This window comes from Tsukamurella pseudospumae (assembly GCF_001575195.1).
In the GTDB taxonomy this organism is placed as follows: Bacteria; Actinomycetota; Actinomycetes; order Mycobacteriales; family Mycobacteriaceae; genus Tsukamurella; species Tsukamurella pseudospumae.
In genome coordinates, this window is sequence record NZ_LSRF01000058.1 from 460,111 (window position 1) to 485,783 (window position 25,673).

Annotated in this window: 28 protein-coding genes; 12 read left to right on the forward strand and 16 right to left on the reverse strand. The window is 69.7% G+C overall.

Annotation, left to right across the window (positions count from 1 at the left end):
- Nucleotides 1–6 precede the first annotated feature (6 nt).
- Together AXK60_RS20525 and AXK60_RS20530 are read left to right on the forward strand one after the other, a co-directional pair.
- Nucleotides 7–240 (forward strand): type II toxin-antitoxin system ParD family antitoxin, encoded by a 234-nt coding sequence (locus tag AXK60_RS20525; RefSeq protein WP_068575263.1) that lies wholly within the window; start codon nt 7–9, stop codon nt 238–240.
- Nucleotides 237–527, forward strand: coding sequence for a type II toxin-antitoxin system RelE/ParE family toxin (locus tag AXK60_RS20530; protein ID WP_068573997.1), 291 nt, complete (start codon nt 237–239; stop codon nt 525–527). Before AXK60_RS20525 ends, AXK60_RS20530 begins: the two co-directional genes overlap by 4 nt.
- Nucleotides 528–766: 239 nt before the next feature.
- On the opposite strand, the gene AXK60_RS20535 is transcribed toward AXK60_RS20530, so the two are convergent.
- On the reverse strand, nt 767–988 hold the full coding sequence (locus AXK60_RS20535) for a hypothetical protein (RefSeq protein WP_068573999.1): 222 nt from the start codon (nt 986–988) through the stop codon (nt 767–769).
- A gap of 36 nt (nt 989–1,024) precedes the next feature.
- Between AXK60_RS20535 and AXK60_RS20540 the strand changes: the two genes are divergently transcribed.
- Nucleotides 1,025–1,264, forward strand: coding sequence for a hypothetical protein (locus AXK60_RS20540; RefSeq protein WP_068574001.1), 240 nt, complete (start codon nt 1,025–1,027; stop codon nt 1,262–1,264).
- A gap of 53 nt (nt 1,265–1,317) precedes the next feature.
- Here AXK60_RS20540 and AXK60_RS20545 read toward each other — a convergent pair whose 3' ends face one another.
- Genes AXK60_RS20545 through AXK60_RS20560 form a run of 4 tightly spaced genes read right to left on the reverse strand, consistent with a single transcriptional unit; the run spans nt 1,318 to nt 6,275 of the window.
- Nucleotides 1,318–2,979 carry an ABC-F family ATP-binding cassette domain-containing protein gene (locus tag AXK60_RS20545; protein ID WP_068574003.1) on the reverse strand — a complete coding sequence of 554 codons (1,662 nt, stop codon included), beginning with the start codon at nt 2,977–2,979 and terminating at the stop codon, nt 1,318–1,320.
- Between the two features lie 31 nt (nt 2,980–3,010).
- On the reverse strand, nt 3,011–3,646 hold the full coding sequence (locus AXK60_RS20550; protein ID WP_068574004.1) for a DedA family protein: 636 nt from the start codon (nt 3,644–3,646) through the stop codon (nt 3,011–3,013).
- A 9-nt stretch (nt 3,647–3,655) separates the two neighbouring features.
- Entirely contained in the window at nt 3,656–4,372 is a 717-nt protein-coding gene (locus tag AXK60_RS20555; RefSeq protein ID WP_139058062.1) for a DedA family protein, read from the reverse strand.
- 31 nt (nt 4,373–4,403) lie between these two features.
- Nucleotides 4,404–6,275 carry a Na+/H+ antiporter gene (locus tag AXK60_RS20560; RefSeq protein ID WP_068574006.1) on the reverse strand — a complete coding sequence of 624 codons (1,872 nt, stop codon included), beginning with the start codon at nt 6,273–6,275 and terminating at the stop codon, nt 4,404–4,406.
- A 50-nt stretch (nt 6,276–6,325) separates the two neighbouring features.
- Between AXK60_RS20560 and fbaA the strand changes: the two genes are divergently transcribed.
- Nucleotides 6,326–7,354, forward strand: coding sequence for a class II fructose-bisphosphate aldolase (gene fbaA, locus AXK60_RS20565; RefSeq protein ID WP_068574008.1), 1,029 nt, complete (start codon nt 6,326–6,328; stop codon nt 7,352–7,354).
- 18 nt (nt 7,355–7,372) lie between these two features.
- Here the strand turns inward: fbaA and AXK60_RS20570 are convergent, their stop codons facing one another.
- Nucleotides 7,373–7,849 carry a hypothetical protein gene (locus AXK60_RS20570; RefSeq protein WP_139058063.1) on the reverse strand — a complete coding sequence of 159 codons (477 nt, stop codon included), beginning with the start codon at nt 7,847–7,849 and terminating at the stop codon, nt 7,373–7,375.
- Nucleotides 7,846–9,993 (reverse strand): Rv0361 family membrane protein, encoded by a 2,148-nt coding sequence (locus AXK60_RS20575; RefSeq protein ID WP_068574012.1) that lies wholly within the window; start codon nt 9,991–9,993, stop codon nt 7,846–7,848. The genes AXK60_RS20570 and AXK60_RS20575 overlap by 4 nt, the downstream gene beginning before the upstream one ends.
- Nucleotides 9,994–10,157: 164 nt before the next feature.
- Between AXK60_RS20575 and AXK60_RS20580 the strand changes: the two genes are divergently transcribed.
- Nucleotides 10,158–10,577, forward strand: a complete 420-nt coding sequence (locus AXK60_RS20580) for a DUF3151 domain-containing protein (protein ID WP_068574014.1) — start codon at nt 10,158–10,160, stop codon at nt 10,575–10,577.
- Entirely contained in the window at nt 10,537–11,727 is a 1,191-nt protein-coding gene (locus AXK60_RS20585; protein ID WP_068574016.1) for an FUSC family protein, read from the forward strand. The genes AXK60_RS20580 and AXK60_RS20585 overlap by 41 nt, the downstream gene beginning before the upstream one ends.
- Nucleotides 11,728–11,734: 7 nt before the next feature.
- Here AXK60_RS20585 and AXK60_RS20590 read toward each other — a convergent pair whose 3' ends face one another.
- On the reverse strand, nt 11,735–12,931 hold the full coding sequence (locus AXK60_RS20590) for an FAD-dependent oxidoreductase (protein ID WP_068575265.1): 1,197 nt from the start codon (nt 12,929–12,931) through the stop codon (nt 11,735–11,737).
- A gap of 61 nt (nt 12,932–12,992) precedes the next feature.
- Here AXK60_RS20590 and AXK60_RS20595 point away from each other — a divergent pair, with 61 nt between their 5' ends.
- Nucleotides 12,993–13,463, forward strand: coding sequence for a MarR family winged helix-turn-helix transcriptional regulator (locus tag AXK60_RS20595; protein ID WP_068574017.1), 471 nt, complete (start codon nt 12,993–12,995; stop codon nt 13,461–13,463).
- Between the two features lie 20 nt (nt 13,464–13,483).
- Here AXK60_RS20595 and AXK60_RS20600 read toward each other — a convergent pair whose 3' ends face one another.
- On the reverse strand, nt 13,484–14,119 hold the full coding sequence (locus AXK60_RS20600) for a hypothetical protein (protein WP_068574019.1): 636 nt from the start codon (nt 14,117–14,119) through the stop codon (nt 13,484–13,486).
- Nucleotides 14,120–14,203: 84 nt separating this feature from the next.
- Between AXK60_RS20600 and AXK60_RS20605 the strand changes: the two genes are divergently transcribed.
- A complete protein-coding gene (locus AXK60_RS20605) occupies nt 14,204–15,490 on the forward strand; it encodes an adenylosuccinate synthase (RefSeq protein ID WP_068574021.1) in 1,287 nt (428 codons plus the stop codon).
- A gap of 21 nt (nt 15,491–15,511) precedes the next feature.
- Here the strand turns inward: AXK60_RS20605 and AXK60_RS20610 are convergent, their stop codons facing one another.
- The 3 genes from AXK60_RS20610 to AXK60_RS20620 all read right to left on the reverse strand — a co-directional run bounded on the left by AXK60_RS20610 (nt 15,512) and on the right by AXK60_RS20620 (nt 18,563).
- On the reverse strand, nt 15,512–15,919 hold the full coding sequence (locus AXK60_RS20610) for a hypothetical protein (RefSeq protein WP_068574023.1): 408 nt from the start codon (nt 15,917–15,919) through the stop codon (nt 15,512–15,514).
- Between the two features lie 276 nt (nt 15,920–16,195).
- Nucleotides 16,196–17,149 carry a carbohydrate kinase family protein gene (locus tag AXK60_RS20615; protein WP_068574025.1) on the reverse strand — a complete coding sequence of 318 codons (954 nt, stop codon included), beginning with the start codon at nt 17,147–17,149 and terminating at the stop codon, nt 16,196–16,198.
- 1 nt (nt 17,150) lies between these two features.
- The gene (locus AXK60_RS20620; protein ID WP_068575266.1) at nt 17,151–18,563 is read right to left on the reverse strand and encodes a sugar porter family MFS transporter; all 1,413 of its coding nucleotides are present in this window, start codon (nt 18,561–18,563) and stop codon (nt 17,151–17,153) included.
- A 142-nt stretch (nt 18,564–18,705) separates the two neighbouring features.
- On the opposite strand from AXK60_RS20620, the gene purT reads away from it, so the two are divergent.
- Nucleotides 18,706–20,481, forward strand: coding sequence for a formate-dependent phosphoribosylglycinamide formyltransferase (gene purT, locus AXK60_RS20625; RefSeq protein ID WP_244881145.1), 1,776 nt, complete (start codon nt 18,706–18,708; stop codon nt 20,479–20,481).
- On the opposite strand, the gene erm is transcribed toward purT, so the two are convergent.
- From erm to AXK60_RS20640, 3 genes are all read right to left on the reverse strand, one after another.
- Complete coding sequence (gene erm, locus AXK60_RS20630; protein WP_068574029.1) at nt 20,478–21,242, reverse strand: 23S ribosomal RNA methyltransferase Erm; 765 nt, start codon at nt 21,240–21,242, stop codon at nt 20,478–20,480. The two genes, purT and erm, sit on opposite strands and share 4 nt — an antisense overlap.
- A 212-nt stretch (nt 21,243–21,454) precedes the next feature.
- Nucleotides 21,455–22,177, reverse strand: coding sequence for a siderophore-interacting protein (locus AXK60_RS20635; protein WP_068574031.1), 723 nt, complete (start codon nt 22,175–22,177; stop codon nt 21,455–21,457).
- 9 nt (nt 22,178–22,186) lie between these two features.
- Entirely contained in the window at nt 22,187–22,900 is a 714-nt protein-coding gene (locus AXK60_RS20640; protein ID WP_068574032.1) for an SDR family oxidoreductase, read from the reverse strand.
- Nucleotides 22,901–22,978: 78 nt separating this feature from the next.
- On the opposite strand from AXK60_RS20640, the gene AXK60_RS20645 reads away from it, so the two are divergent.
- The 3 genes from AXK60_RS20645 to AXK60_RS27165 all read left to right on the forward strand — a co-directional run bounded on the left by AXK60_RS20645 (nt 22,979) and on the right by AXK60_RS27165 (nt 24,153).
- Nucleotides 22,979–23,287, forward strand: a complete 309-nt coding sequence (locus AXK60_RS20645; protein ID WP_068574034.1) for a winged helix-turn-helix transcriptional regulator — start codon at nt 22,979–22,981, stop codon at nt 23,285–23,287.
- Between the two features lie 185 nt (nt 23,288–23,472).
- Entirely contained in the window at nt 23,473–23,793 is a 321-nt protein-coding gene (locus AXK60_RS20650; RefSeq protein ID WP_068574036.1) for a hypothetical protein, read from the forward strand.
- Between the two features lie 36 nt (nt 23,794–23,829).
- Nucleotides 23,830–24,153, forward strand: a complete 324-nt coding sequence (locus AXK60_RS27165; RefSeq protein WP_156485596.1) for a hypothetical protein — start codon at nt 23,830–23,832, stop codon at nt 24,151–24,153.
- Between the two features lie 72 nt (nt 24,154–24,225).
- Here AXK60_RS27165 and AXK60_RS20660 read toward each other — a convergent pair whose 3' ends face one another.
- On the reverse strand, nt 24,226–25,614 hold the full coding sequence (locus AXK60_RS20660; RefSeq protein WP_068574040.1) for an FAD-dependent oxidoreductase: 1,389 nt from the start codon (nt 25,612–25,614) through the stop codon (nt 24,226–24,228).
- Nucleotides 25,615–25,673: the final 59 nt, after the last annotated feature.

A 25,673-nucleotide genomic window follows, 5' to 3' on the forward strand; every position in this document is an offset into this window, starting at 1 on the left:
GCCGACATGGCGACGAACACCTCGATCAGCCTCGACGATCATTTCGTCGACTTCCTCGCGCGAGAGGTGTCGACAGGGCGCTACCGGTCCGCGAGCGAAGTCGTGCGCGCCGGCCTGCGTCTGCTGGAAGACCAGGAGACGCAGATGTCCGTGCTTCGCGCTGCGCTGGTCGCGGGCGAGGAGAGTGGACCGGCCGAGGACTTCGACTTCGACGCGTTCATCGCGGCCAAGAAGGAGTGAACAGGTATCGGCTCACGCCGGCCGCGCAACGTGACCTGTCCACCATCTGGGACTTCACCGTCGAGCGGTGGGACATCGACCGAGCGGAGACCTACCTCACCGAGATCCGTGCCGCATTCGAACGCATCGCGACGGAGCCGGATCGTGGTCGGCGGTGCGACGATGTCCGCGACGGCTATCGCCGCTACGGGATCGGTAGTCACCTGATCTACTACCGGCAGCGCATCGACGGCGTGGACGTCATCCGCGTCCTTCATCAGCGCATGGACCCAACTCGCCACCTCTGATCTGATTCGTCAGCTCGTGTAACGAATCCAATCCACCTCACACGACCACCACTACCAGCAACGATGAAACCGAGATCACCCGATGTCCGTCTCATTTGTGCAATTCAGGAGCGGCCCTCAGTCCTCGCTGAAGACTCCGCCGTGCAGATCGGAGGATGGATTGGCGGTGGAGGCCGCGGCGGGGCTGGCGCGGAACTGACGTCCGTCGCGAACCGTGAAGATTCCTGAACCCGTCAGTCCTAATTGCAGTCGGCCGTCGTCTTGTACGTGACGCACGTGTACGCGATCCCGCCCCTCTGGACGTTCTCGATCGTCGGCGACGCCCACGGTTGCCAGAGCATGATCCCGAGCGCGATCAGGCCGACGAAGATCAGGAACGATGCGTTCTTGATCGCTCGGATCAGTTGCTGGGCGTCCGTCGTGATGTAGAGCCGACCGTCATCCGGTATTTCCTCCGTCATGAGCGAACCGTATCAGCGATGCTTCATACTGAACACGTGGATGCGGGAGCTGTAGTCATCGTCGTCGTCGTCGTCGCTGTCGCGGTGACCTTTGTTCCGATCGTTCTCATGGTCGTCGTTCGCAGACGGCAGAAGCGCGGCGAATGGTCAGGCGGCTTCACCCCGGGCTTCCGCAAGTGGACGCTCGGAGAAGAGGACGAATGGCGGAACGTGCCGCCGTCCAGCTACGACATCGGCAGCGCTCACCACGAGCCACCACCCGACGGTAAGCGCTGACCCGGCACTTCAGGTGCGTCCCGCGCACGCGCCGAGTCGCCCGAACGATGTCCTCAGTCCTCGCTGAAGACTCCGCCGTCCATCCGCCAGCGCCGCGTCGCGCGCACGGTGTGGAGCATCCGGCGGTCGTGGGTCACCAGGATCACCGTGCCGTCGAAGGACTCGACCGCCTGCTCCAACTGCTCGATCGCGGGCAGGTCGAGGTGGTTCGTCGGCTCGTCGAGGACGAGCAGGTTCACCCCGCGGGCCTGCAGCAGCGCCAATGCGGCGCGGGTCCGCTCACCCGGGGAGAGCGACGATGCCGGGCGCAGCACGTGGTGCCCGCGCAGCCCGAACTTGGCCAGCAGCGTCCGGACGTCGGCGGGCGGCGTGTCCGGCACCTCGGCGCAGAAGGTGTCCAGCAGCGGACCGTCGGACAGGAAACGACCGCGAGCCTGGTCGACCTCGCCCACCTCGACGCCGGACCCGAGCGCCACCGTCCCGGCGGACGGCGCGATCCGTCCGAGCAGGAGCCCGAGGAGCGTCGATTTGCCGGCACCGTTCGGGCCGGTCAGCAGGATCCGGTCGCCGTACTCGACGCTCACGCTCACGGGCCCGACGGTGAGCCCCGGGTACTCGACGCACGCGCCCGACGCCGTCACCACGACCGTTCCGCTCCGCGGGGCCGCGAGGATCGACATCCGCAGCTCCCACTCCTTGCGAGGCTCATCGACCGCCTCGAGTCGTTCGATGGCGCGCTCGGTCTGCCGCGCCTTCGAGGCCTGCTTCTCCGTGGACTCGAGGCGCGCCTTCCGGCCGGCCTTGTCGGGGTCGCCGTTCTTCATCTTCCGGCGCGCATTCCGCACGCCGTGCTCCATCCAGTTCCGCTGCATCTGCGCGCGGTCCTGCAGACCCGACAGCTTCCCGGCGTACTCGTCGTACTCCTCGCGGGCGTGCCGGCGTGCGACCTCGCGCTCGGTGAGGTAGGCCTCGTATCCGCCGCCGTAGACGCCGATCTGCTGTTGTGCGAGGTCCAGCTCCACGACCGTCGTCACGGTGCGCGCGAGGAACTCCCGGTCGTGCGAGACGAGAACCATCGCCGTCGTGCCTGAGCTCTCCGTGACGAAGCGCTCCAGCAGTTCGAGACCCGCGAGGTCCAGGTCGTTGGTCGGCTCGTCCAGGAGCAGCACGTCGTACCGGGACGCCAGCACCGCGGCCAGCCCCGCGCGGGCGGCCTGCCCTCCCGAGAGCCCCGTCATCTCGGCGTCCGCGTCGGCGAGTCCCACCTCGTCGAGGATCGCGGCCAGCCGCTGGTCCAGGTCCGCGCCGCCGAGCGCGAGCCACCGGTCCAGCGCGGGCGTGAACGGATCCGAGTCCGGAGCCGTATCGGACAGGGAAGCGAGGGCGAGAGCGGCCGCGTCCATCGCCTCCTGCGCCGCCGCGACGCCCGTGCGCCGACCGACGAAGTGCGCCACCGTCTCCCCGGGCCGGCGTTCGTGCTCCTGGGCGAGGTACCCCACGGACGCGTCGGCCGGCGAGAGGTCGACGGTGCCGGAGACGTCCGGTCCGCCGTCCGCGCCGACGCCGGCGAGGAGTGTGAGCAGGGTCGACTTCCCTGCGCCGTTCGCGCCGACCAGCCCGACCACCTCGCCCGGGGCGATCACGAGGTCGAGGCCGGTGAACAGGGTCCGGTCGGCGTACGCGACGGACAGGTCGCGGGCGGTCAGCACGGTCACCGTCGGGCCACCGGACGTGCGAGCGGGGCCATCAGTCCTCCAGATCGACGGTGACGTTCTGCTTGGACATCTCCCGCCGGTAGCCGACGATCCCGATGATCGTGCCGACGACGAGCATGACGATCATCCCGCGCAGGGCCCAGTCCAGGACGAACTTGTAGTCCTTGAGCGCGGAGGACGCGTAGTAGCCCACGAGCAGTAGGAAGGGTGCCCAGATCAGCGAGCCGAGGACCGACGCGAAGGTGAACTTGCGCTTGTCCATCCCGACGGCACCGGCCACCAGCGGGCACAGGGTCCGGACCCACGGGATCCAGCGGGCGATGAGCACCGAGAAGAAGCCGTGCTTGTCCATCAGCTCCTTGACGCGGTGCAGGTTGTGCGCGTTGAGGTAGCGCCCGTCCTTCTTGGCGAGCACGTGATCGCCCATCTTCACGCCGATCCGGTAGCCCACGTGGTTGCCGGCGATCGCCGCGAGGAACGCCGCCACCGCGAGGCCCCACACCGACATCGAGGAGTGCCCCGTCGTGGCCATCGCGAGGCCGGCGGTGAGAAGGAGGGAGTCGCCCGGGAGGAACAGTCCGATGATGAACGCGCACTCGCAGAAGACGAATCCGGCCACGACGAGCCAGATCATCACCGGCCCGGCTTCCTGGACGAATTCGAGCACTGCTGGGGCCTATGCGGTTGCGTCGGTGCGGCGGCCCGCGAGGTACTTCTTCACGGCGCCCAGGGCGATCGGGAGTACCGAGACCAGGACGATCACGATGAAGATGATGTCGATGTGGTTGCGGATGAATTCCACTTTGCCGAGCCAGAAGCCGAGCAGTAGGATGCCGTCACCCCAGACCACGGCGCCGATGACCGTCCACATCATGAACTTCGCGAAGTTCATCTGTGCCGCTCCCGCTGCGAGCGGCGCGAAGGTGCGGACGAACGGGACGAAGCGAGCCAGCACCAGCGTGGCGGGGCCGTACTTCTCGAAGAACGCGTGCGACTCGTCGAGGTACTTGGTCTTGAGGAAGCGCGCGTCGGGCTTGAAGAAGGTCGATCCACCGAAACGGCCGATGAAGTAGCCGACGACGCCTCCGAGCACAGCGACCACTGGCACGCTGATCAGAAGCCACGGGAGAGTCATCGCCTTGCCGGTGTAGGTGGCGTCGCCCACCGCGACGCCGGTCGCGCCGGCCGAAGCGAGCAGCCCCGCGACGAACAGCAGCGAGTCGCCCGGGAGGACCGGGAAGAGGACGCCGGACTCGATGAACACCACCAGCAGCAGGCCGAAGAGGGCGATGCCGCCGAAGGCGTTGAGGACGGCGATGGGGTCGGTGATGTCCTTGAGGGCGAACGCCTGCATGGTGGTCGAGGCGGCCAGAGTCAGGTCGTTGAGAGGCACGACGACCAGAATACCGGCCCGGACGCCGGTTCTACTTCAACAGTTCGTCGATGTAGCACCATCGCCAGGATTCCCCGGACTCGAAGCTGCGGATCACGGGGTGGTTCGTCGTCTCGTGGTGCGCGGTCGCGTGCTTGCCCTCGGACGAGTCGCAGCATCCGACGTGCCCGCAGGTCAGGCAGAGTCGGAGGGCGACGGGGTTGTCCCCGTCGGCGATGCACTCGAGGCAGGTCTCGCTCAGCGGCACCGGGTCGGCGAAGGCATCGGAGACGCGGAGATGGTCACACTCCTCGTGCGACCATGGCGGAGTGAGGAGTTCCGCCACCGCGACGCGCTCGCTGCGGACCGCGGACACCGTGAGCATCGCCTCCTCGACGTCGAGGTTGCTGAGGACCTGCTCGAGGACCTCGTGGTCGCCCTGGCCGGTGTCGCGCAGCCGCAGCACCTCGTCGCGCTCCGCTTCGATCATCTGCAGCCGGATCTCGCGGACCTGTGCCGCTGGGGTGTTGTTCGACTCCGGGCCGAGGCGCTCCCAGAACGACCGCTCGCGGGTGATCGCGAGGTCGCGGATCCGGTCGATCACCGGCGCGGGGACGGTGTTCTGCGGGCTCGCGGCGATCGTGTCCAGGCGTTCGATCCCGGCCGTGATCGCGGCCCGCATGACCACCGCCTGCTGCAGCGCGTCGGTACGGGCGTTCGGCCCCCGGACCTTGAGCAGCTTGGCCAGCCCCGGCAACGTCGAACCCTGGATCAGCAGGCTGCCCGCCACGACGACCATGGCGGCGAACACGAGGACCTCCCGGTCCGGACAGTCGGCCGGGAGGATGAACGCGGCGGCCAGGGTCACCACGCCGCGCATACCGGCCCACGAGAGCACCGTCATCTCGCCCGCCGACAGGCGTTCGCTCCGCTCGCCCACCCGGATCGAGATGAGGGCGGACGGAGCGCACCACACCACACGCGCGACGATCACCGTCGCCATGACGGCCGCGCAGGCCGTGATGATCAGCGGCCAGCCGACCGAGGAGTTCGCGGCTCCCTCGAAGATCGTGCGCATCTGCAGGCCGATGAGGAGGAACACGGAGTTCTCCAGTAAGAACTGGAGGGTGTTCCAGTTGATCCGCGCGGACATGCGGCCGATCGCGGTCTGGTCGGTGGGCGCTTTGTAGGCGACGATCAGCCCGGCGACGACCACGGCGACCACGCCCGAGCCGTGGATGTGCTCGGCGGGGAGGTAGGCGAGCCACGGGCTGATCAGGGTGATGCCGGTGGTCAGTACGGGGTCGATGAGGCGGCGCAACAGGAAACGCAGGATCAGTGCGATGACGACGCCGACGACCACACCGCCCACAGCGCTCAGCGCGAACGAGCCGAGGACCTGCCAGAATCCGACGGTGCCCGCGATCGCCGCGATCGCGGTGCGGAGCAGCACGATCGAGGTCGCGTCGTTGAACAGGGATTCGCCCTCGAGGAGCGTGGTCACCCGTCGCGGCAGGCCGATCCGACGCCCGACAGCGGTGGCGGCGACCGCGTCCGGCGGCCCGACGATCGCGCCGAGCGCGAGCCCCGCGGCGAACGGGATGTCGAGCAGCCAGGAGGCCACCGCACCGACCGCGGCAGCGGTGAACAGCACGAGCCCGACCGACAGCATGCCGATCGGGCGGATGTTCTCCTTGAAGTCGACCAGCGAGGCCTTCGACGCGGCCGCGTAGAGCAGCGGCGGCAGCAGACCCAGCAGCACGACGTCGGGATGCAGCGGGACATCGGGGATCTGCGGGACGAAGGACACGCCGATGCCCACGACCGTGAGCACGAGCGGCGCGGCCAGACCGAACCGGTCGCACAGTGCACTGACCACGAGAACGGTGGCCACCAGAGCGACCAGCCCAACTGCAAGCTCCATGGGCGATAGTCTTTCACCTGGAAACGCAGAACCGCTCAGGAGGACACACAATGCCCATCGCAACCCCCGAGGCCTACCGCGAGATGCTCGATCGTGCTCGCGACGGTGGTTTCGCCTACCCGGCGATCAACTGCACCTCCAGCGAGACGATCAACGCGGCGATCAAGGGTTTCGCTGATGCCGGTAGTGACGGGATCATTCAGTTCTCCACCGGTGGTACGGAGTTCGGTTCGGGCCTGGGTGTCAAGGACATGGTCGTGGGCGCGGTGGCGTTGGCGGAGTTCGCGCATGTGGTGGCGGCGCAGTACGACGTGACGGTGGCCCTGCATACGGATCATTGCCCGAAGGACAAGCTCGATGGCCTGGTGCGGCCGTTGCTGGAGATCTCCGCGGAGCGTGTCCGCAACGGGCAGAATCCGTTGTTCCAGTCGCACATGTGGGACGGTTCGGCGATCCCGCTGGAGGAGAACCTGGAGATCGCGCAGGAGCTGCTGGCGAAGTGCAAGGCGGCGAACATCGTCCTGGAGATCGAGATCGGTGTGGTCGGTGGTGAGGAGGACGGTGTCGAGAACGAGATCAACGACAAGCTGTTCACCTCGGATGAGGATTTCGCGAAGACGGTCGATGCGCTGGGCACCGAGGGCTATCTGCTGGCGGCGACGTTCGGCAACGTTCATGGTGTGTACAAGCCGGGGAATGTGAAGTTGCGGCCGTCGGTGCTCGGGGACGGGCAGAAGGTGGCCTCGGAGAAGTTGGGGTTGCCGGCGGGGAGCAAGCCGTTCTCGTTCGTCTTCCATGGTGGTTCGGGTTCGCTGAAGTCGGAGATCGAGGAGTCTCTGTCGTACGGGGTGGTGAAGATGAATGTCGACACCGATACGCAGTACGCGTTCACCCGTCCGGTGGCCGGGCACATGTTCAGCAATTTCGACGGTGTGCTCAAGGTCGATGGGGAGGTCGGGAACAAGAAGACCTATGACCCTCGCGCGTATTTGAAGAAGGCCGAGGCGTCGATGGCTGAGCGGGTGGTGGAGGCGTGCAACGACCTGCACTCCGCCGGAAAGTCCACCAGCACGAGGTAGCCGCAGGGCGGCCCGGCCTCAGGCCAGGGCCAGCCCCAGGATCACCGCGAGGACCAGCACGATCATGGCCGCGGCCGCCGCCCACTCCGGGCCGGTGAGCCGCGGCCCCGTGCGTTTCGGGGCCGGTGCGGGCGCGGGGCCCATCGCCTGCTGCTGTCCGGCGGACCGGTGACTCGCTGGGGCAGGGGAATGCGCGCGCCCCGGCTGCGGCGCCGCGCGGTGGGCCTGCGCCGGGGGCACCGGGACCGACGGCCTCTGCTGCGGGTGGCCGTGCTGATGGTGCGGTCGGGGCGCCATCTGGTGCGGGGCCGCCATCGGCGGCGTGGCGGTGCGACGAGGCGGGGTGACCCGCCCGGCGCCGCGCGCGATCCGATCGGTCCGCGGCGCAGGCGGATTCGTGACCTCGGAGTATGCGAGCTTGGGCTCCGACGGTGCCGAGGCCGGCTTGAGCGGCTTCCCGTTCCGGAGCGTGGGCTCCTCGGACGGCGAGGTCATCGCGTTCCGACGCGGGTGCACACCTTCCAGGCGTCCCCGTCCTTCTCCAGCGACAGCGTGTGGTTGACCTTCGCGCTGGGGTTCCCGGCGTAATGCACCTCGACCTGGACCTCTGCGCGGTCGCCACGCACGTCCACGGCCTGCAGGCCGTCGAGCTCCGGGAGCAGGCCGTCGGCCTTGGCGTTGTCGTAGACGCGCTGCCACTGGCCGTCGCCGATGCCGTCGTAATAGGTCTTGGCGCCGCCACAGGTCTGCTCGCGCAGCGCGGTCAGGTCGCCCCGGTTCACGGCCCCGACGAACGAGGTGGTCGCGTTGGCCGCCGCCTGCCGGGGATCGCCCGACGCGTCCGAACCCGAACCCGACTTCGGAACCACGAGCAGGACGACCGCCACGACCGCTGCGATCACCACGACGGCGGCCGCGATGATCCATTTCAGCTTTCCGCCGCCCGTGGGCTCACCACCCCGCGGGGGAGTCGTCTGCGGTCCGGCCGGGGCGATGTACTCCGGCGACTGCCGGGTGACCGGCGTCTCCGGGGCGGCGACGGCGGCTGCGTTCGGCGCGGCCGGGGGAGCGGGCGGGGACGGCAGCGGCGCGAGCGGCAGCACCTCGGTCGCGGGTGTCGCGTCCGGCAGCTCGTTCTGCTCGGTGTCGATGACCGCCTGGTCCGGGCGCGACGCGACGGGCAGCACCGTCGTGGACGCGTCGTCCTCGTCGGTGGTCGTCTCGGGCTCGGGGGCGTCGGTCTTCACCAGTCCGACGGTGCGCAGCGGCGACGGTGCCACCTCGTCCGCCGGAGCTTCGTCCGCCGGAGCCTCGTCCGCCGGAGCCTCGCTCTCCGGGGAGTCGCCCGACGGTGCGCCGTCGTCCGCCTCGCCCGCGAGGTCGGCATCGGTGTCGTCCGCCTCGAGATCGTCCTCGTTGTTCGACTCGGCACTGTCGTCCGGCTCGTCGGCGTCCTCCTCGACGGCGTCTTCGTCGACGGTCGCGGCCTCGTCGGTGTCCTGCGCGGCGTCGGGCTCATCGTCGGAGGGCTCATCGTCGGGAGCTGTGGAATCCGCGTCCTCGTCAACGGTTTCCGAGTCCGATTCCCCGGCCTCATCGGTCGAGGCGGCCACGATGCCGACGGCTCCCGCGGCGACCGCAGCCGCGGCGACACCGGCGCCGGCAGCGCCGACGTGGGCTTCGTCCTCGGCGTCCTGCGACGCTGATGCGTCGTCCGCCTGGTCCTCGGCGGCGTTCTCGCCGTCGATGTCGGCCGACGCGTCCTCCGGCTCCGCGTCCTCCGGCTCCGCGTCCTCCGACTCCGTCGACTCCGCCGTCGGACCCTCCGGTGCCCCTGCATCGACGTCCTCACAGACCGGTGCCTCGGTGCTCTCCGCCTCGGCGGGCTCCGCGACCGCGGCGTCCGTGCTGACGGCTTCCGCATCGCCTGCATCGTCCGCGTCGTCGGTCTGCGGCTCGCCGGCAGTCTCAGCCTCGGCGTTCTCGACCTCGTCGGCCGTCGAAGCTGCGGCCTCGGCCTCGATGGCGACGCCCTCGGTCACGGCCTCATCGGCCGGCGTGTCGTCGGCCTGCTCCACCGCGGCGCTCTCGGGTACGGCGAACGCGGTGGTCTTCGCGGCGCTGGGCCGTGCGGTGACGGGCAGGACGGTCGTCTCGGCGTCGGCGCCCTCGGGGATGGGCGGCGTGGTCACCACGGGCCCCACCGTGCGCAAGGGCGACGCGGCGGCTCCGCCGCTCGCGTCCGCCTCGGAGGCGGCGTCCTCGGGGACCTCGTCCTCCGAGGCCCGGTCCTTCGTCGGGGCGTCGTCGGAACCGTCGGCCGGTTCGGTGCCCGGGCGGCCGGCGACGGGCAGCACCCGGGTCTCCGCCCCGGACGGAGTGCCTCCCTCCGGGGCGGGGGCGGCACCGTCGATAGGGAGCGCGGTGGTCTCCGCCTCACTGGGGGCGGTCGACGGTGCGGCGCCGACGAGCTGCGCGAGGGAGTCGGAATGGGAGGGCGTCACGGCGTCGGCGGGTGCGCTGCCGAGTGTGCCGGCGGTGTCGTCGTGGTCGTGCAGCGGTGCCGCGGGCCAGGACGCGAGCCGTCCGCGCAGGTCGCGCAGTCTCGACAGGGGCCCCCGGTTGTCATCCCGCGCCATAGATCCCGCCATCCCCTCGTTCGTCTGCTCGGCTGCACCCGCGGCGGCGCGCCGCACACGGATCACCTGACAGACTAGCCGTCCGCAGCTGGACGGATCGGGCCGCGGCCGCGGCGATGCACGTCCCGGACCTCAGGTGCTCGCCGCGTGGAACACTGGAGCGCATGACGTCGTTCGGAGATCTGCTCGGTCCGCCCCCGGTTCTGCTCGACCTCGACGAGGAGCCGGAACTCCAGCTGAATCAGGGACGTGCGGCCGCCGAGGTGGCTGCGGACTTCCCGACCTCGTCGCTGGCGTGGGCGACCCTCGCGGAGGCCGCGCTCGACGCGGGCCAGGCGGTCACCGCCTACGCCTACGCCCGCACCGGCTACCACCGCGGACTGGACCAGCTGCGCCGTCAGGGCTGGCGCGGTTTCGGCCCGGTGCCCTACAGCCACGAGAACAACCGCGGCTTCCTCCGCGCCGTCGCCGCGCTGGCCCGAGCCGCGCAGACGATCGGTGAGGAAGACGAGTACCTGCGCTGCCTCGACCTGGTGAACGATTGTGACCCCGAAGCCGCGGGCGCTCTCGGACTCGGCGCGTAGGCGCCTGCTGCGGCAGCACGATGCGCTGCCGCAGACGATCCAGGGCCGGACCAAACGGCTCTGGAACGCGAAACTGCCGGTCCTGCAGTGCGCGGTCGCCGCGGCGGTCGCCTGGTTCATCGCGAACGATCTGATCGGGCACGTCTCGCCCTTCTTCGCGCCGATCGCGGCGATCATCTCGCTGGGGCTCTCGCTGCAGCAGCGACTGCGGCGATCCTTGGAACTGGTCGGCGGTGTCACCCTCGGCATCGGTGTCGGCGATCTGCTGATCAGCGCGATCGGCACCGGGCCGTGGCAGCTGGGCCTGGTCGTGGCCATCGCGATGTCGGTCGCGCTCCTGGCAGACCGCGGGCCGCTGGTGCCGATGCAGGCGGCATCGTCGGCCGTGCTCGTCGCGACCCTCATCCCGCCCGGTTCGACGGGTGGCTGGACCCGCATGCTCGACGCGCTCATCGGCGGTCTGGTGGGTGTGCTGATCGCAGCGATCATCCCGAACAGCCCGGCCCGTCGTCCCCGCAAGGACGCCGCGAAGGTGCTGGACACGATGCGTCGCGTGGTCGCGTCCATCGCCGCGGGCCTCACCGATCGCGACATCTCGTCGCTGGAGTGGGCCCTGGAGACGGCCCGGGCGACCCAGCCGGACCTGGACCAGCTCTCGGCGGACCTGGCGGGCGGCCTGGAGATCACGAAGGTCTCGCCGATGTTCTGGAGCTCGCGGCCGCGGATGGACAAGCTGCAGGCCATCGCCGATCCGCTCGACAACGCGGTCCGCAACGTGCGGGTGATGTCGCGGCGGGCGCTCGCGTCGAACCAGAACGGCGAGCGGATCGACCCGGGCCTGGTCACGGAGATCGGCCGGCTGGCGGACTCGTTCAAGATCCTGCGCGACGTGGTGCTCGCCGAGCCGGGCGCGCAGCCCGACCAGGCCGAGGCGGCGCGGGTCCTGCGCTCGGCGGCGCGACGCGCGAACAAGCTGCCGATGCACGACGACATGGCGGACAGCGAGTCGCTCAACGAGGTGATGATCTACGGTCAGCTGCGCTCGACCATCGTCGACCTGCTGCAGGTCGCCGGCCTGTCGCGGACCTCGGCCGTCGCGCAGATGCACGACGTGCAGAAGCGGAAGGACACAGCGAAGCCGCCCGAGTAGCCCGGGGTCAGACAGGGGTGGCGAAGTCGATGTGATGGCCCTGCAGCCACATCAGCGACCTCCCGCCGTCCTTGGCGGCGCGGCGGAACATCAGCGGCAGCATCAGGTCGCGGACCATTCGCCCCACCGGGCCGGCGGCCTTCGAGTTCGACGCGCGACGTCCCTCGGCGACGATCCGCTCGGTGCGCGCGCGGCGCAGTCCCTCGAAGGCGGCGAAGGCCTCGGTCGTCGTGGCGCGGTCGCGCACGCACTGAGCGAGGATCACCGCGTCCTCGAGGGCCATCGACGCGCCCTGCCCTGCGGCCGGCGAGGTGGCGTGCGCGGCGTCACCGATCACCACCATCCGCCCGGTGCCGTCGTGCCAGTGGTCGACCACGGGCAGGTCGTAGGTGGCCCATCCGATGAGCGGCCCCTGCGCCGCTTCGATGATCTTCGGCGCCGGCCCGGCATCGCCGTCCATGAGCTCGTGCAGGCGCGCCCGCCACTCGGCGTCGGTCATCGACGACAGGACGCCCTGTTCGGGCTCGACGGGGGCGGGTGGATTCGCGAACCAGACGGTGCCGCCGTCGGGCGTCGGCATCCACGCGAAGAAGCAGCGGATCCCGAACTGCATGCGGAACTCCCGCTCCGGGACGTCGACGTGGAAGTCCGGGATGTATCCGCCGACGTTGAGCACCGGCACGTACCGCGGTGCCCGTGCGTAGGGATCGATGAGGCGGCGGACCGTGGAGTGGATCCCGTCCGCGCCGATCAGGATGTCGCCGCGCGCGGTGGTGCCGTCCTCGAACTCGGCTGTCACTCCCGCTCCGTCGACGGTGGCGGCGATCAGTCGGGAGCCGAATCGCACGTCGACGCCACGACGGCGGGCCTCCTCGGCCATCGCGGTGTACAGCGCCGCGCGCGGCATCATGCGCGACGTCAGGCCGTCGGCGCGGCGTGCCGCGAGTGGGATGGTGCCGAGCGGGCGGCCCTTGCCGTTGACGAAACCGATGTCGTCGACGGGGTACCCGATGTCGTGCAGTGGACCGTCGGCGTCGATGGACCGGAGTGCGTCCATGCCGTTGGCCTGGAAGGTCACCCACGATCCGCGCTGCTCCGCGCCCTGCTCGTCCCTCTCGAAGACCTCGGCGTCGACGCCGACGCGCGCGAGTGCCATTGCCGCGACGGGGCCCGCGACGCCGCCGCCGATGATGAGAGCCTTCATGGTGTTCTCCACAGATCGATGTAGCTTGATTATCAAGCAATCATGCGAAGGGGTAGCTTGAATGTCAAGCGATATCGACGCCGAGGTCGGACCGGCGGTACAGGCCTATCAGGCCTCGGTGGCGGGTTTCGACCGTGAATCGGCTCGGATCCTGGGGGTCAGCGCGAGCGAACTGGCCTGCTTGGAGATGGTGTTCGGCGCGGACGGTGTCACGCCTCGGGAGATCGCTGATGCGCTGGGGTTCACCACCGGGAGCGTCACCACGATGATCGACCGATTGTCCCGGCGCGCGTACGTGACCCGTCACCCGCATCCCGACGACGGGCGCAAGGTGTTGGTGCGCGCCACGCCGAGACTGACCGACCGCGTGAACGCGACGATGGAGCCCATGCTCGCGTCGGCCTGTGCCGACGTGCTGGACCGGTTCACAACCGACGAACTGGCCACCGTCGTGCGCTTCATGCGCGTCGCCGCTGCGCACCAGGTGGCCCACACCGAGCGCCTGCGCGCCGAGCCGCCCGCCGACGGCTGAGGCGCGGCGACTGATCCCCGTCAGCTGATGAGCAGCCAGTCGTCCGTGTTGCGGTAGAAGGTCGCGCGGGTCACGACGCTGGGGTCCGTGCGGCCGTCGCGGGTCACCACCAGCTCGAGCCCGCCGGTCTGTGCGGCGCGGCCGGTGAGCCACTTGCGCCGCAGACCCTTTCCGAGCCGGGCACGCACGCCGTCGCCCTCGCCGGTCGGCTCGACGATCACTGCCTTCGCCTGGCCCGTGAACAGCTTCTCCGAGTCGACGAAGGTCTCCCCGGTCAGGGGCCCGCCGTCGGGTCCGGTGATCTTCGCCTTGCCGACGAGCACGAACCCGCGGTCGTCGCGGATCAGCGGCACGGAGCGTGGAGTGCCGGTCAGGGGGTCGCCGGGCGGGTAGATCGCCGAGGCGTGCGAGTTCTCGGTGGGCGTGTACGCCACCTCGACGTCGAGCCGTTCCGATGCCATCAGCCGGGCGATCACCGCCGCGAGCAGGTCATCGGGACCTGCGACCACGATCCGTCGGGGAAACGTCAGCTTCTGCTTCAGTTCCGCCTTCGCGGAGTCGAGGTCGACGGTGATCGTTTCGAGGTCGCGGAGGCTGCCCGGGATGCGGACATCGGGGGCGCGCACCACGACGGTGCTCTGGGTCACGGAGCTCACCGGTCCTACTGTAAGGTTGCGGCACGGCTCGACGTTATCCAGGTGATTCTTGACGGTGAGTACCGAGCCGGAAGGGGAATTGTCATGCCCGCGATCGTTCTGATCGGCGCCCAGTGGGGCGACGAAGGCAAGGGTAAGGCGACGGATCTGCTGGGCGAGAAGCTCCAGTGGGTGGTTCGCTACCAGGGCGGCAACAACGCCGGCCACACCGTCGTCCTCCCGAACGGTGACAAGTTCGCACTGCATCTCATCCCGTCGGGCATCCTCACCCCGGGCGTGAAGAACGTGATCGGCAACGGCGTCGTGGTGGACCCGTCGGTCCTGCTCGCCGAGCTCGACGGCCTCGAGGCCCGCGACGTCGACACGTCGAACCTGCTGCTCTCGGCCGACGCGCACCTGCTCATGCCGTACCACGTCGCGATCGACAAGGTCACCGAGCGCTTCCTCGGCAACAAGAAGATCGGCACCACCGGCCGCGGCATCGGCCCCTGCTACCAGGACAAGATCGCCCGTGTCGGCGTCCGCGCGCAGGACGTGCTGGACGAGTCGATCCTCACGCAGAAGGTCGAGGCGGCCCTGGAGTTCAAGAACCAGGTGCTCACCAAGATCTACAACCGGCGTGCGCTGGACGCGCGCCAGGTGGTCGACGAGACGCTGGAGCTCGCGGAGAGTTTCAAGCACCGCATCGCCGACACGCGCCTCGAGCTCAACCTCGCGCTCGAGCGCGGCGAGACGATCCTGCTCGAGGGCTCGCAGGGCACGCTCCTCGACGTCGACCACGGCACGTACCCGTACGTGACCTCGTCGAACCCGACGTCGGGTGGCGCATCAGTGGGCTCGGGCATCGGCCCCACCCGCATCACGACGGTGCTGGGCATCCTCAAGGCGTACACCACGCGCGTCGGCTCGGGCCCGTTCCCGACGGAGCTGTTCGACGAGTGGGGCGAGTACCTCGCCAAGCACGGCGGCGAGGTCGGCGTGACCACCGGGCGCGCGCGTCGCTGCGGCTGGTTCGACGCCGTGATCGCCCGCTACGCGACCCGCGTCAACGGCATCACCGACTACTTCCTCACCAAGCTCGACGTGCTCAGCTCCATCGAGAACGTGCCGATCTGCGTGGCCTACGAGATCGACGGTGTGCGGTACGACGAGATGCCGCCCAACCAGACCGATTTCCACCACGCCACGCCGATCTACGAGACGATGCCGGGCTGGTGGGAGGACATCTCCGAGTGCCGCACGTTCGAGGACCTGCCGCAGAACGCGCAGAACTACGTGCTCCGGCTCGAGGAGCTCTCCGGGGCCCGCATCTCCTGCATCGGTGTCGGCCCGGGGCGTGACGAGACGATCGTCCGGCACGCGATCGTCTGATACCGGCGCCCGCCGGCCCTGCTAGGGGGTCGGCGCGGGCGTCGCGGTCGACGCTGCGGAGTTCGGGGCCGACGGTGGCTGGGCCTCGCGCGTGGGCCGGGAGCCGTTCTCACCGCGCTGCCCCGGCATCCGGTGCTCGGTCCGGCCCTCCTTTCCCGGCTGTCCGCCGCCCTGGTGCATCGAGTGCCCGCGGTGGTGGCCTCCGTCGTGTCCGGCCCAGAACCCGGCGGTGAAGCTCACGCCGGTCAGTCCGATCAGGCCGAACACGATGCCCGCGATCGCGAGCGCCTTCGCGGCGCCGACTCGCGCGCGTGGCTTCGCCGGCTCGGGCGCGGCTGCCGGCGCGGGCGCGGAGAGTTCCGGGATCGGGGCGGTGGCCTGGGCAGGGGCGCCGTTCTCGGGCTGCGACGGGGTGGTGGGCTCGGTCATGGGGTGCTCGTTCCGGTTCGGTGCGGTCCTACCGACCGCGCGTGGATCCGATCATGAGCGGCTCCGCTGGGGATCTGGTGTCAATCGCCTGCGAGATCGGCCGGTTCCGTGTCTGCCCTTGAGGGGCGGGTGTCAGTCGAAAAGGCTATGCGGGAATCGCATACCCAGGTAGTCCTGGTTCAGGGGGCTCTTCAGGCTGAGGGGTTTGCGTGACGCGCATGGCTAATCGGATCTACACATGACGCGCCGCCTGTGTCCTGTGCCGCGCGCACAAGCTCAGCGCAGCGAGGGATCCTTCGCCCGCACGGCCCGCACTTCGCCCATCGACGGTGCGTAGGCGCCGGCGCGGCTCACGGTGAGAGCGGAGGTGATCACGGCGCGGTGCAATGCGGGCTGGACGTCGCTCCACTGGGCGGCCCGGAGCCGTCGGGCGGCGTACCGCGAGCCGAGGTACCCGGCGTCCAGGAGGCCGGAGACCAGCCCTGCCATGAAGGAGTCGCCGGCCCCGACGGTATCGCCGACCTCGACGGTCAGCTGGTCCACGTGCAGCATGTCGCGGTTCCCCACGAGGAGGGCGTACGCGCCCCACGGCCCGCGGGTCACCACGACCATCGCGGGCCCCGCCGCGATCCAACGGCGCATGACGTCCTCGACCGGCTCCTCGGGGTGCAGCCAGGCGATGTCCTCGTCGCTGGCCTTGACCACGTCGGACATCGCGATCATCTCGGTCACTCGCGGCAGCACCTCCGCAGGTGTGCCCATCAGCGCGGGACGGATGTTGGGGTCGTACGAGACGGTGGCGTGCTCGCGGATCCGCCCGGCCACCTCGTGCACGCGGTCGGCGCCGGGCGTGAGCGTGGCGGCGAAGCTGCCCGTGTGCAGGTGCCCGTAGCGCTCCAGATCGTCGCCGACAGGACCGACGTCCCAGGTCAGGTCGAATTCGTAGGTGGCGCGTCCCTCTGCGTCGAGGTGCGCGTAGGCGAGCGGCGTGTTGGCGGCGCCGTCGGTGCCGGCCACCACGTCGATGCCGGCCCGCGCGGCGGTCTCGGCGATGCGGTGGCCGCGCACGTCGCGGCCCCACCACGACAGGATCGATGTCGGGTCGCCGAGCGAGGCCAGACCGCACGCCACGTTGAACAGGCTCCCGCCGACGTGCTCGGTCGGGTCGGCACCGTCGCGCAGCACGACGTCGACGAGGGCCTCGCCCAGGCACAGCGTGCGGTCGGTCATCTCAATGTCCTTTCGGGGCAAGCGGATCGGTGGCTCCCACGGTCTCCGTCTCGAGCCCAAGTCGTTCGGCCATCTCCTCGAGCGGAATGCCCTTGGTCTCGGGCATAACCTTTATCACCCAGAGCAACTGCAGCACCATGAACCCGAAGAAGATGGAGAAGGCGACGCCGCCGCCGAACGCCCCGATGATCGGTGGGAAGGCGAAACTCGTGATGGCGGCCCACACCCAGTGCGTGAGGCTGCCGAGCGCCTGCCCGCGCCCGCGGATGCTGTTGGGGAAGATCTCCGACAGGAACACCCAGATCACGGCACCTTGGCCGAAGGCGTGTGAGGCGATGAAGACCATCAGCCCCAGCAGGACCAGGATCGACGACGTGCTGTCGAACGAGCGGTCGCCGCTCTCGTAGTAGAACATCACGGCGGCCATGAAGCCGAGGGAGATCAGATACCCCACCGAGCCGATGAGCATCAGTCGGCGACGGCCGAGCCGGTCGATCACGGTGAGTGCGGCCATCGTCGCGATCAGGTTCATCACGCCGACCGCGACGGACATCAGGTATGCGGCGTTCGTGCTCGCGCCGGCGTCCTGCATCACGCGCGGCGCGTAGTAGAGGATCGCGTTGATGCCGGACATCTGGTTGAAGAAGGCGATCGCGACGGCCAGCAGGATCACCTTCCGGTGACCGCGCGTGTAGAACCGCGTCCTCGCCTGTCCCTGTTCGGCGGCCAGCGACTCCTCGATCTCCGCCATCTGCGCGTCGGCTTCGGCCGTCGTCGAGCACAGTCGCTCGGAGGTGGCCCGCGCCGCGGTGAGGTCCCCGTGTCCGGCGAGCCATCGGGGCGTCTCCGGCACCGTCGGGAGCATGACCAGGAACAACACTGCCGGAACCAGCATCACGCCGAGCATCCAGCGCCACGCGTTCGCGTCGTCGCCCAGGATGGTGCGGATGACGGCGTTCGACGCGTACGCCACCAGGATGCCCAGCACGATGTTGAACTGCACCAGTCCGACGAGCCTGCCGCGGAACTTCGGTGGAGCGATCTCGGCCGTGTAGATCGGGGCGCACACGCTCGAAGCGCCGATGCCGAGGCCGCCGAGGAACCGGAACGCCTGGAGAATCTCCACCGACGACGTGGGCGCGAGCGCGCACCCGATGGCGCTGACGACGTACAGCACGCCGATCGCGTACAGCACCTTCTTGCGTCCGAAGACGTCCGCGAGCCTGCCGGTGACGAGTGCGCCGACGATGGTGCCGATGAGCGCGGTGGTCACGGTGAAGCCGAGGGCCGGGTCGGACAGGTAGAACTGCTCCTGGATCTGCTTCTCGGCGCCGGAGATCACCGCCGTGTCGAAGCCGAAGATGAGCCCACCGGTGGCGGCGACGACAGCGCTCCTGATCACGAGTGCTTTCATGCGTCCGAACACTGGCACGGTTGCTCGCGGCTCGGGTGAGAACGAATGAAACGCTCACCACCACAGAACGATCGGAAACAAACACGAATCGACGGGTCGGCGGCCGCACCGAAGGGCGTGCGGGTTTGCCATGATGGACGCTATGACGAACCTCAGCGAGACCGGTGGCAACCCGCGGATCGGCACGGCGCTCACCCCCGGCGCCACCAAGGCACTGCTGCTGGGATCGGGCGAGTTGGGCAAGGAAGTCGTGATCGCCTTCCAGCGCCTCGGCGTCGAGACGATCGCCGTCGACCGCTACGCCGACGCGCCCGCGATGCAGGTCGCGCACCGCAGCCACGTCATCGACATGACCGATGCCGCGGCCGTCCGCCGGGTGATCGAGGAGGAGAAGCCCGACTTCGTGGTCCCCGAGATCGAGGCGCTCGCCACCGACGCGCTCGTCGCGGCCGAGGAGGCGGGCCTGACCGAGGTCATCCCCACCGCGCGGGCGGTCTCGCTGACGCTGAACCGGGAGGGGATCCGCAAGCTCGCCGCGGAGGAGCTGGGCCTGCCGTGCTCGCCCTACGCCTTCGCGTCCTCGCTCGAGGAGGTGCGCGCCGGAACCCGCGAGGTCGGCTTCCCGTGCGTGATCAAGCCCGTGATGTCCAGCTCGGGCAAGGGGCAGTCCGTGGTCCGATCGGCGGAGGAGCTCGAGGCGGCGTGGGAGTACGCGGTCGAGGGCGCCCGGGTGCGCAACGAGCGGGTCATCGTCGAGGGCTTCGTCGACTTCGATTACGAGATCACGCTGCTCACGGTGCGCGTCTACGACGCGGAGCGCGGCAAGGTGGTGACTCGGTTCTGCGAGCCCATCGGGCACCGGCAGTCCGACGGTGACTACATCGAGTCGTGGCAGCCGCAGGCGATGAGCCAGTCCGCGTACGACGCTGCGACCTCGGTCGCGGGCCGGATCGCCACGGCGCTCGGCGACGGCGGCACCGGTGGCCGCGGCGTGTTCGGCGTGGAGCTGTTCGTGAAGGGCGACGACGTGTACTTCTCGGAGGTCTCGCCGCGCCCGCACGACACCGGCCTCGTGACCCTCGGCTCGCAGCGGCTCTCGGAGTTCGAGCTGCACGCCCGCGCGATCCTCGGGCTGCCCGTGGACACCTCGCTGATGTCGCCCGCCGCGTCCGCGGTCATCTACGGCACGAAGGACAGCAGCTCCGTCGCCTTCGACAGCGTCGCCCGCGCCCTCGACGTGCCGGAGAGCGACCTGCGCCTGTTCGGCAAGCCGCAGGGCTACGCGAAGCGCCGGCTCGGCGTCGCGGTCGCGACCGCGGACACCGTCGAGGTCGCCCGGGCGAACGCCGCGGAGGCCGCGGGGCGTGTCGTCGTCGTGGACAGCACCGACCCGCTGGAGCAGGGCGCGCCCGAGACCACCGCCGTGCCGATCCAGCGACCACAGCAGCCGGAGGACCTGTCCACCCGCGCGATGCCGATGCAGCGGCCGGTGTCGCAGGGGCCTGCGCAGGGCTCGGCGTCGCAGGGGCCTGCGCAGCCGCCGCGGGTCGCGCCGCCGCAGCAGGCCCCCGGGCAGCGGCCCTCGCTGGGCAAGCCCGCGTCGCAGCAGGCGCCGCCCGCTCAGGATCCCGTCCCGCCGGCTCCGCCCACCGCCGCCTCGCCGGTGATTCCGCCCGGTGCCGCCGCTCGTCCGGCGCCGCCCGCGCCGCCCGCGCCGCCCGTGCCGCCGAAACAGGGCGCACCGGGCGGCCGCCCCGAGCCGACGGGGCAACGCCCCGCCGCCCCGCGACCGATCCAGCCGGCCTCCCGTCAGCCCTCGAATCAGCCGCCCGCGCAGCAGAACCCGCCGGAGACGGAGGAGTACGACCACAATCCACCCACCTCTCTGGGGCTGCCGCCGCAGCGTCCGCAGGACTAGGCGAACCGCTCGAAGGCGTCCACCCAGTCCTCTCCGCGGAGGTCGCGGGGGAGTGGGGTTCCGCGGAGGCCGCGTCCGGCTGCCCACCTCCGTGCCTCCGCCCGACGGTGCCGCCGCGCCACCCCGGCGAGGATCTCCGGAAGGCCGTGGCCAGGCCCTGTGAACACGGCGTGAACGAACGCCGCGTACTCGCGTCGTCGCCCGTCCACGAGCAGCGGCGCGAGCCGGCGCGTGATCGTGAGCAACCCGGCGTCCACGCTGGGACGTGGCGCGAACGCGGTGGCGGGAATCCTTCGTACGAGACGGAATTCGTACCAGGGCAGCCATTGGGCGGTCATCATCGTCGTGCCGCCGACACCGGCCCTGCGCCGTGCCACCTCCCATTGCACGATGAGGACGGCGTCGGTCCAGTGCGGCGCGTGGAGCAGTTTGCGCAGGACCGCCGTGGTGAGGTGGAAGGGCAGGTTGCCCACCACCGCGTGCGGCTGGCCGGGTAGTCGGTAGTGCAGGAAGTCGCCGTGCACGACACTGGCCGGCGGTACCGTCCGGCGAACCCGATGCGCGTACCGCTCGTCGATCTCGACGGCTATCAGCGGCCTCCCGAGTCCGGCCAGCGGGACTGTGAGAGCGCCTGCGCCGGGGCCGATCTCGACGATCGGTCCGGTGCTGAGGCGGGCGAGGTCGACGACGGTGCCGACGACCTCGCGGTCGGTGAGGAAGTTCTGGCCGTGCTCATGACGGCCGCCACGATGGGTGGACATGAAAGGTCTCCGGGTCGAGGATCACCCGGGCAGCGTTGATCGCCGCCCAGCGGAAAGTGCTGGGGCGGTGAAGCGGATGTGATGGGGGACTGCTTCGCCGCCGCTACGCGCGGCCGCGGTCCACCACTGCCGCCGCGGCTGCGGCGGCGGCTGCTGCTGCTGAAGAACTCACCAGTGCACCCTAGGTCCGCGTCGGGATGCGGCGCCAGTGGTTATCCGCGGTCGAGCCAGTACGCCTGCGACTTGATCCGGTCCTTGGCGAGGCCGAGGTCCCGCTTCGCGGTCCGGGTGATCTCACGTGTCGCCCTCGTCTCGGCGACGACGAAGAGGAATGCATCGGAGGGGAGCCCGGCCGCGAGGACCGCTGATACCAGTGCGGCGCCGCGGTTCTCCCGCGCGATCCACGTGACGTGGTCGGCGTGCACCGGAAGGTCGCGCTCACCGTCGTGCTGATACTCGAGGAAGACGCGGCACGGAACCGCCGCAGTGCCCAGGATGCTGTTGATCGCCGGGATCGACGCGGCATCGCCCACGAGGATGTACTCCGACGGTGCCGGGTGCTCGGGGATCGTCAGATCGGCGCCCATCATGGTGGCCGCGATGCGATCGCCGGGCGCGGCGTCGAGGGCCCAGCGCGGCGCGGGACCGTCGTGGATCGCGAACTCGATGGTGAACTCCGAACCTTCCGGTTCGATGATCGTGTAGCCGCGCTGCGCGAGGTCGCCCGCGTCCTCGTCGGTGGTCGCGGTGCCGCTCTTCGGGATCCAGAGTCGTACCCACATGGTCGGGAACCAGGGGTTGCGCTGCAGGAACTCGCCGCCGTCGAAGCGGACGCGGTGGTAGTGCTCGCTGACGGCCTCCGCTCCGAGGACCGTGAACACGTAGTCGTCCGCCCGCATGGCCTTGAGGATCAGGCCGGTCACTCCTCTACCCATGAAATGAGGCTACCCTAAGTAGTCTGCGCCGCCCACGTACGTCGTCCCGCCCGACGGTGCCTCGGACTCGACGGCATCGGCGATCGCCGCCGCGAACTCGTCGATCGTGGGGAGTGGTCCGTGCGCGCGCCGAGCCTGCACCGCAGCGGGATCGCGGCGCTCGAGGAGGCGGACCACGATGGTGCCGTCGATCATGTCGCCCGAGACGACGCGGAGGTCGAGGCCACTCGTCGCCGCCAACTCGCGCAGCGCCTGCTCTCCCGCGAGCTTGCTCGCCGCGATGGGCTCGTAGCCCTCGGGCACGGCGTGCGTCCGGGAGAAGTGCGCCTGATGGCTCGTCACGAAGACCACGCGGCCGCCGGGGGAGAGACGCTCCGAGGCCGCCCGCGCGGCCGCGACCTGCGCGTCCCGGTTCAGGCGCATCGCGTAGCCCTCGTCCGCGCCCAGTTCCAGTCCGCCGGACGCGTTGAGGACCACCGCGTCGAATCGCCCGAACTCGGCGATCGCGGCGTCGAACAGCGCGGATGGGCCGTGCTCGGCCGTGACATCGGCACCGACCGCGATCGCGCGCCCGCCCGCGGCGCGGACCCGCTGGCAGACCTGCTCCGCTCGGCGTGCCTTCTCGCGGTAGTTCACGACCACGTCGTGTCCGCGGGCGCCGAGCGCCACCGCCGTCTCCGCGCCCGATCCGCGGGATGCGCCCGTCACGACCACAACAGCCATCGTCGACCTCCATGCTTCTGATTTCGAACTGCAGTCAGCATGACGCTTCGAATTCAGAAGCGCAAGTAGGCTCAGGTCGTGTCAGTGCGCGATGTGGTGCCCCAGCGGCGCGAGGAATCGGAGCCCGAGGTGCTCGCGGCCATGGAGCTTCTCGGTCAGCGCTGGGTGCTGCGCATCGTCTGGGAGCTCGAGCCGGGATCGCTCGGCTTCCTCGAATTGCGTAGGCGCATGGGCAATTGCAGCTCCAGCGTGCTCGCGACGCGGCTCGCGAACCTCGTCGAGAAGGGCATCGCCCGCAAGCTTCCCGACAAGCAGTACGAACTCACTGAGCGCGGTGAGGCCCTCGGTCGCGCGCTCTGGCCGGTCTGGGACTGGGCGCGGGAGTAGTACTCCGTGGCCGCTTCCCTGCGGTCGATTGTGCCCGCTGGGCGGGCACTATCGAACACGCCTCATGTCGGCGCGGAGTCCGTCCGAGTGTGCCGGTAGCGGAGGAAACATCGCCTACGATGTTGCGCAGGCAGAATCGGAGGATTCGGACGTCTCGTATCTCTGCCACGGCCGCAGCGGCTGCTTTGGCTCTGCCGCTGTTCGTCACGGTGGGCTCGGCGAGTGCGGACCCGTCGCAGCCCGAGTGTCGGATGTTCGAGACCAAGCCCGGTTACGAGTGCCGTTTCGGGACCTGGCAGCGGGACTTCACCCCGCCGACCCCGGGGAAATCCTGCACCATCGGTGAGACTGCTCCCTTGCAACGGCTCACCTGCTCGGGCGGGATCTGGACGGTCAAGCCGGCCTCTCCGGACGGTGAGCGGTGCACCGCCGTCGGAGCCCAGCGGGTCGGACCGACCGGCCTGCAGACCTGCACGCACGGACCGTACGGATTCATGTGGGAGTGAATCGGCCGTGAACCGGATCGATACGAGGAGGACACGATGATGAAGAGAGCTGTAGCGGGGCTCGGCGTGTGTGCCGGACTACTGTCCGTCGGAGCGGTACTGACGGCGGCTCCTGCCGGAGCCGACTGCACGGGCGCATCGGTGCGCACCGGCTGCGCGGCGGGCGAGCAGGTCGCGCGCACGGTGACCGTGACCGTCACGCGGACCAAGACGACCACCAGCACGACCACGACGACCAAGACGACGACCAGCACCACCACCGTCACCGCGACGGCGTCGGGGACGCGATCGGCGTCCGCCGTCGTCGAGGGCGAGCGGGTCGCGCCTGCGGGGACGGTCGTCGCGGAACATCCGAATTAGAATCATCGTGAGCGAAAAGTGCCGCCGCCCCGAAAAATCGGGACGGCGGCACCGTCGTAGGAAGGATCCGGACTAGTCCTGCGCGACCTTGCCCGGCTCCGAAGCGGCGAGCATGTCGTCGCGCTCGACGACCTTCACGCGCTCGCGGCCCTCGGCCTCGCCGAGGCTGCGCTCGTGCTCGTCGAGGCGGTACCAGCCGTCCCAGGTGGTGTACGGCGTGTCGTGGTCGTCCAGCCAGTTCGTGACGCCCTCGGTCGACGGGTCCGACGGGGCGTTCAGCTTGCCGGCGTGGAAGTCCTCGAGCAGGCAGGCGATGGTCTCGTTGGCGTCGCCCTTGGTGTGGCCGATGAGGCCGACCGGACCGCGCTTGATCCACCCCGTCGTGTAGACGCCGGTGATGTGCTGACCAGCGTCGACGACGCGGCCGGCCTCGTTCGGAATGACACCGGCCTGGTCGTCGAAGGGGATCTCCGGCAGGTCGTTCGAGAGGTAGCCGACGGCCCGGTAGACCGAACCGATCTCCCAGTCGGTGAACTTCCCGGTGCCGCGCACGTTGCCCGTGCCGTCCAACTCGGTGCGCTCGGTGCGCAGGCCCGTGACCTTGCCGTTCTCGCCCAGGATCTCGACCGGCGACTCGAACAGGTGGATGAACAGCTTGTGCGGGCGGTTGTTCGGCTCGCGGATCGCGTAGTTCTCGAGGATCGTGGCCACCTGGTCGGTGATCTTCGACTCGCGGCGGGCCTTCGCCGAGCCCTCGTCGTACTCGATGTCCTCGGGGTTCACGACGACCTCGATGGTCTGCGAATGGTCGAGCTCCTTGAGCTCGAGCGGCGTGAACTTCACCTGTGCGGGGCCGCGGCGTCCGAAGACGTGCACCTCCTTGGCCTTGTTGACCTTGAGGCCCTCGTAGACGTTCGGCGGGATCTCCGTCGGGAGCAGCTCGTCGGCGGTCTTGGCCAGCACGCGGGCCACGTCCAGACCCACGTTGCCGACGCCCAGGACGGCGACCTTCTCCTCGGTCAGCGGCCACTCGCGGGAGAAGTCCGGATGCCCGTCGTACCAGGCCACGAACTCGGCGGCGCCGTAGCTGCCCTCCAGGTCGATGCCGGGGATCTCCAGGTTGCGGTCGGCCACGGCGCCGGTGGAGAAGATGACCGCGTCGTAGTGGCGGCGCACGTCCTCGAGCGTGAAGTCCTTGCCGAAGTCGAGGTTGCCGAGCAGCCGGACCTGCGGCTTGTCGAGCACCTTGTGCAGGGCGGTGATGATGCCCTTGATGCGCGGGTGATCAGGGGCGACGCCGTATCGGATCAGGCCGAACGGTGCGGGCATCTTCTCGAAGAGATCGATGCTGACGCCCGGGTCCTTCGCCTCGTCGGACTTCATGAGGGCGTCCGCCGCATAGATGCCTGCGGGGCCCGCGCCCACGATCGCTACGCGCAACGGTCGGTTCTGTTCGGTCATGTGAAGTCGGCTACCTTTGTCTGCATACGCGGTTGAAGTCCCCACCAGGTTAGTGCGGA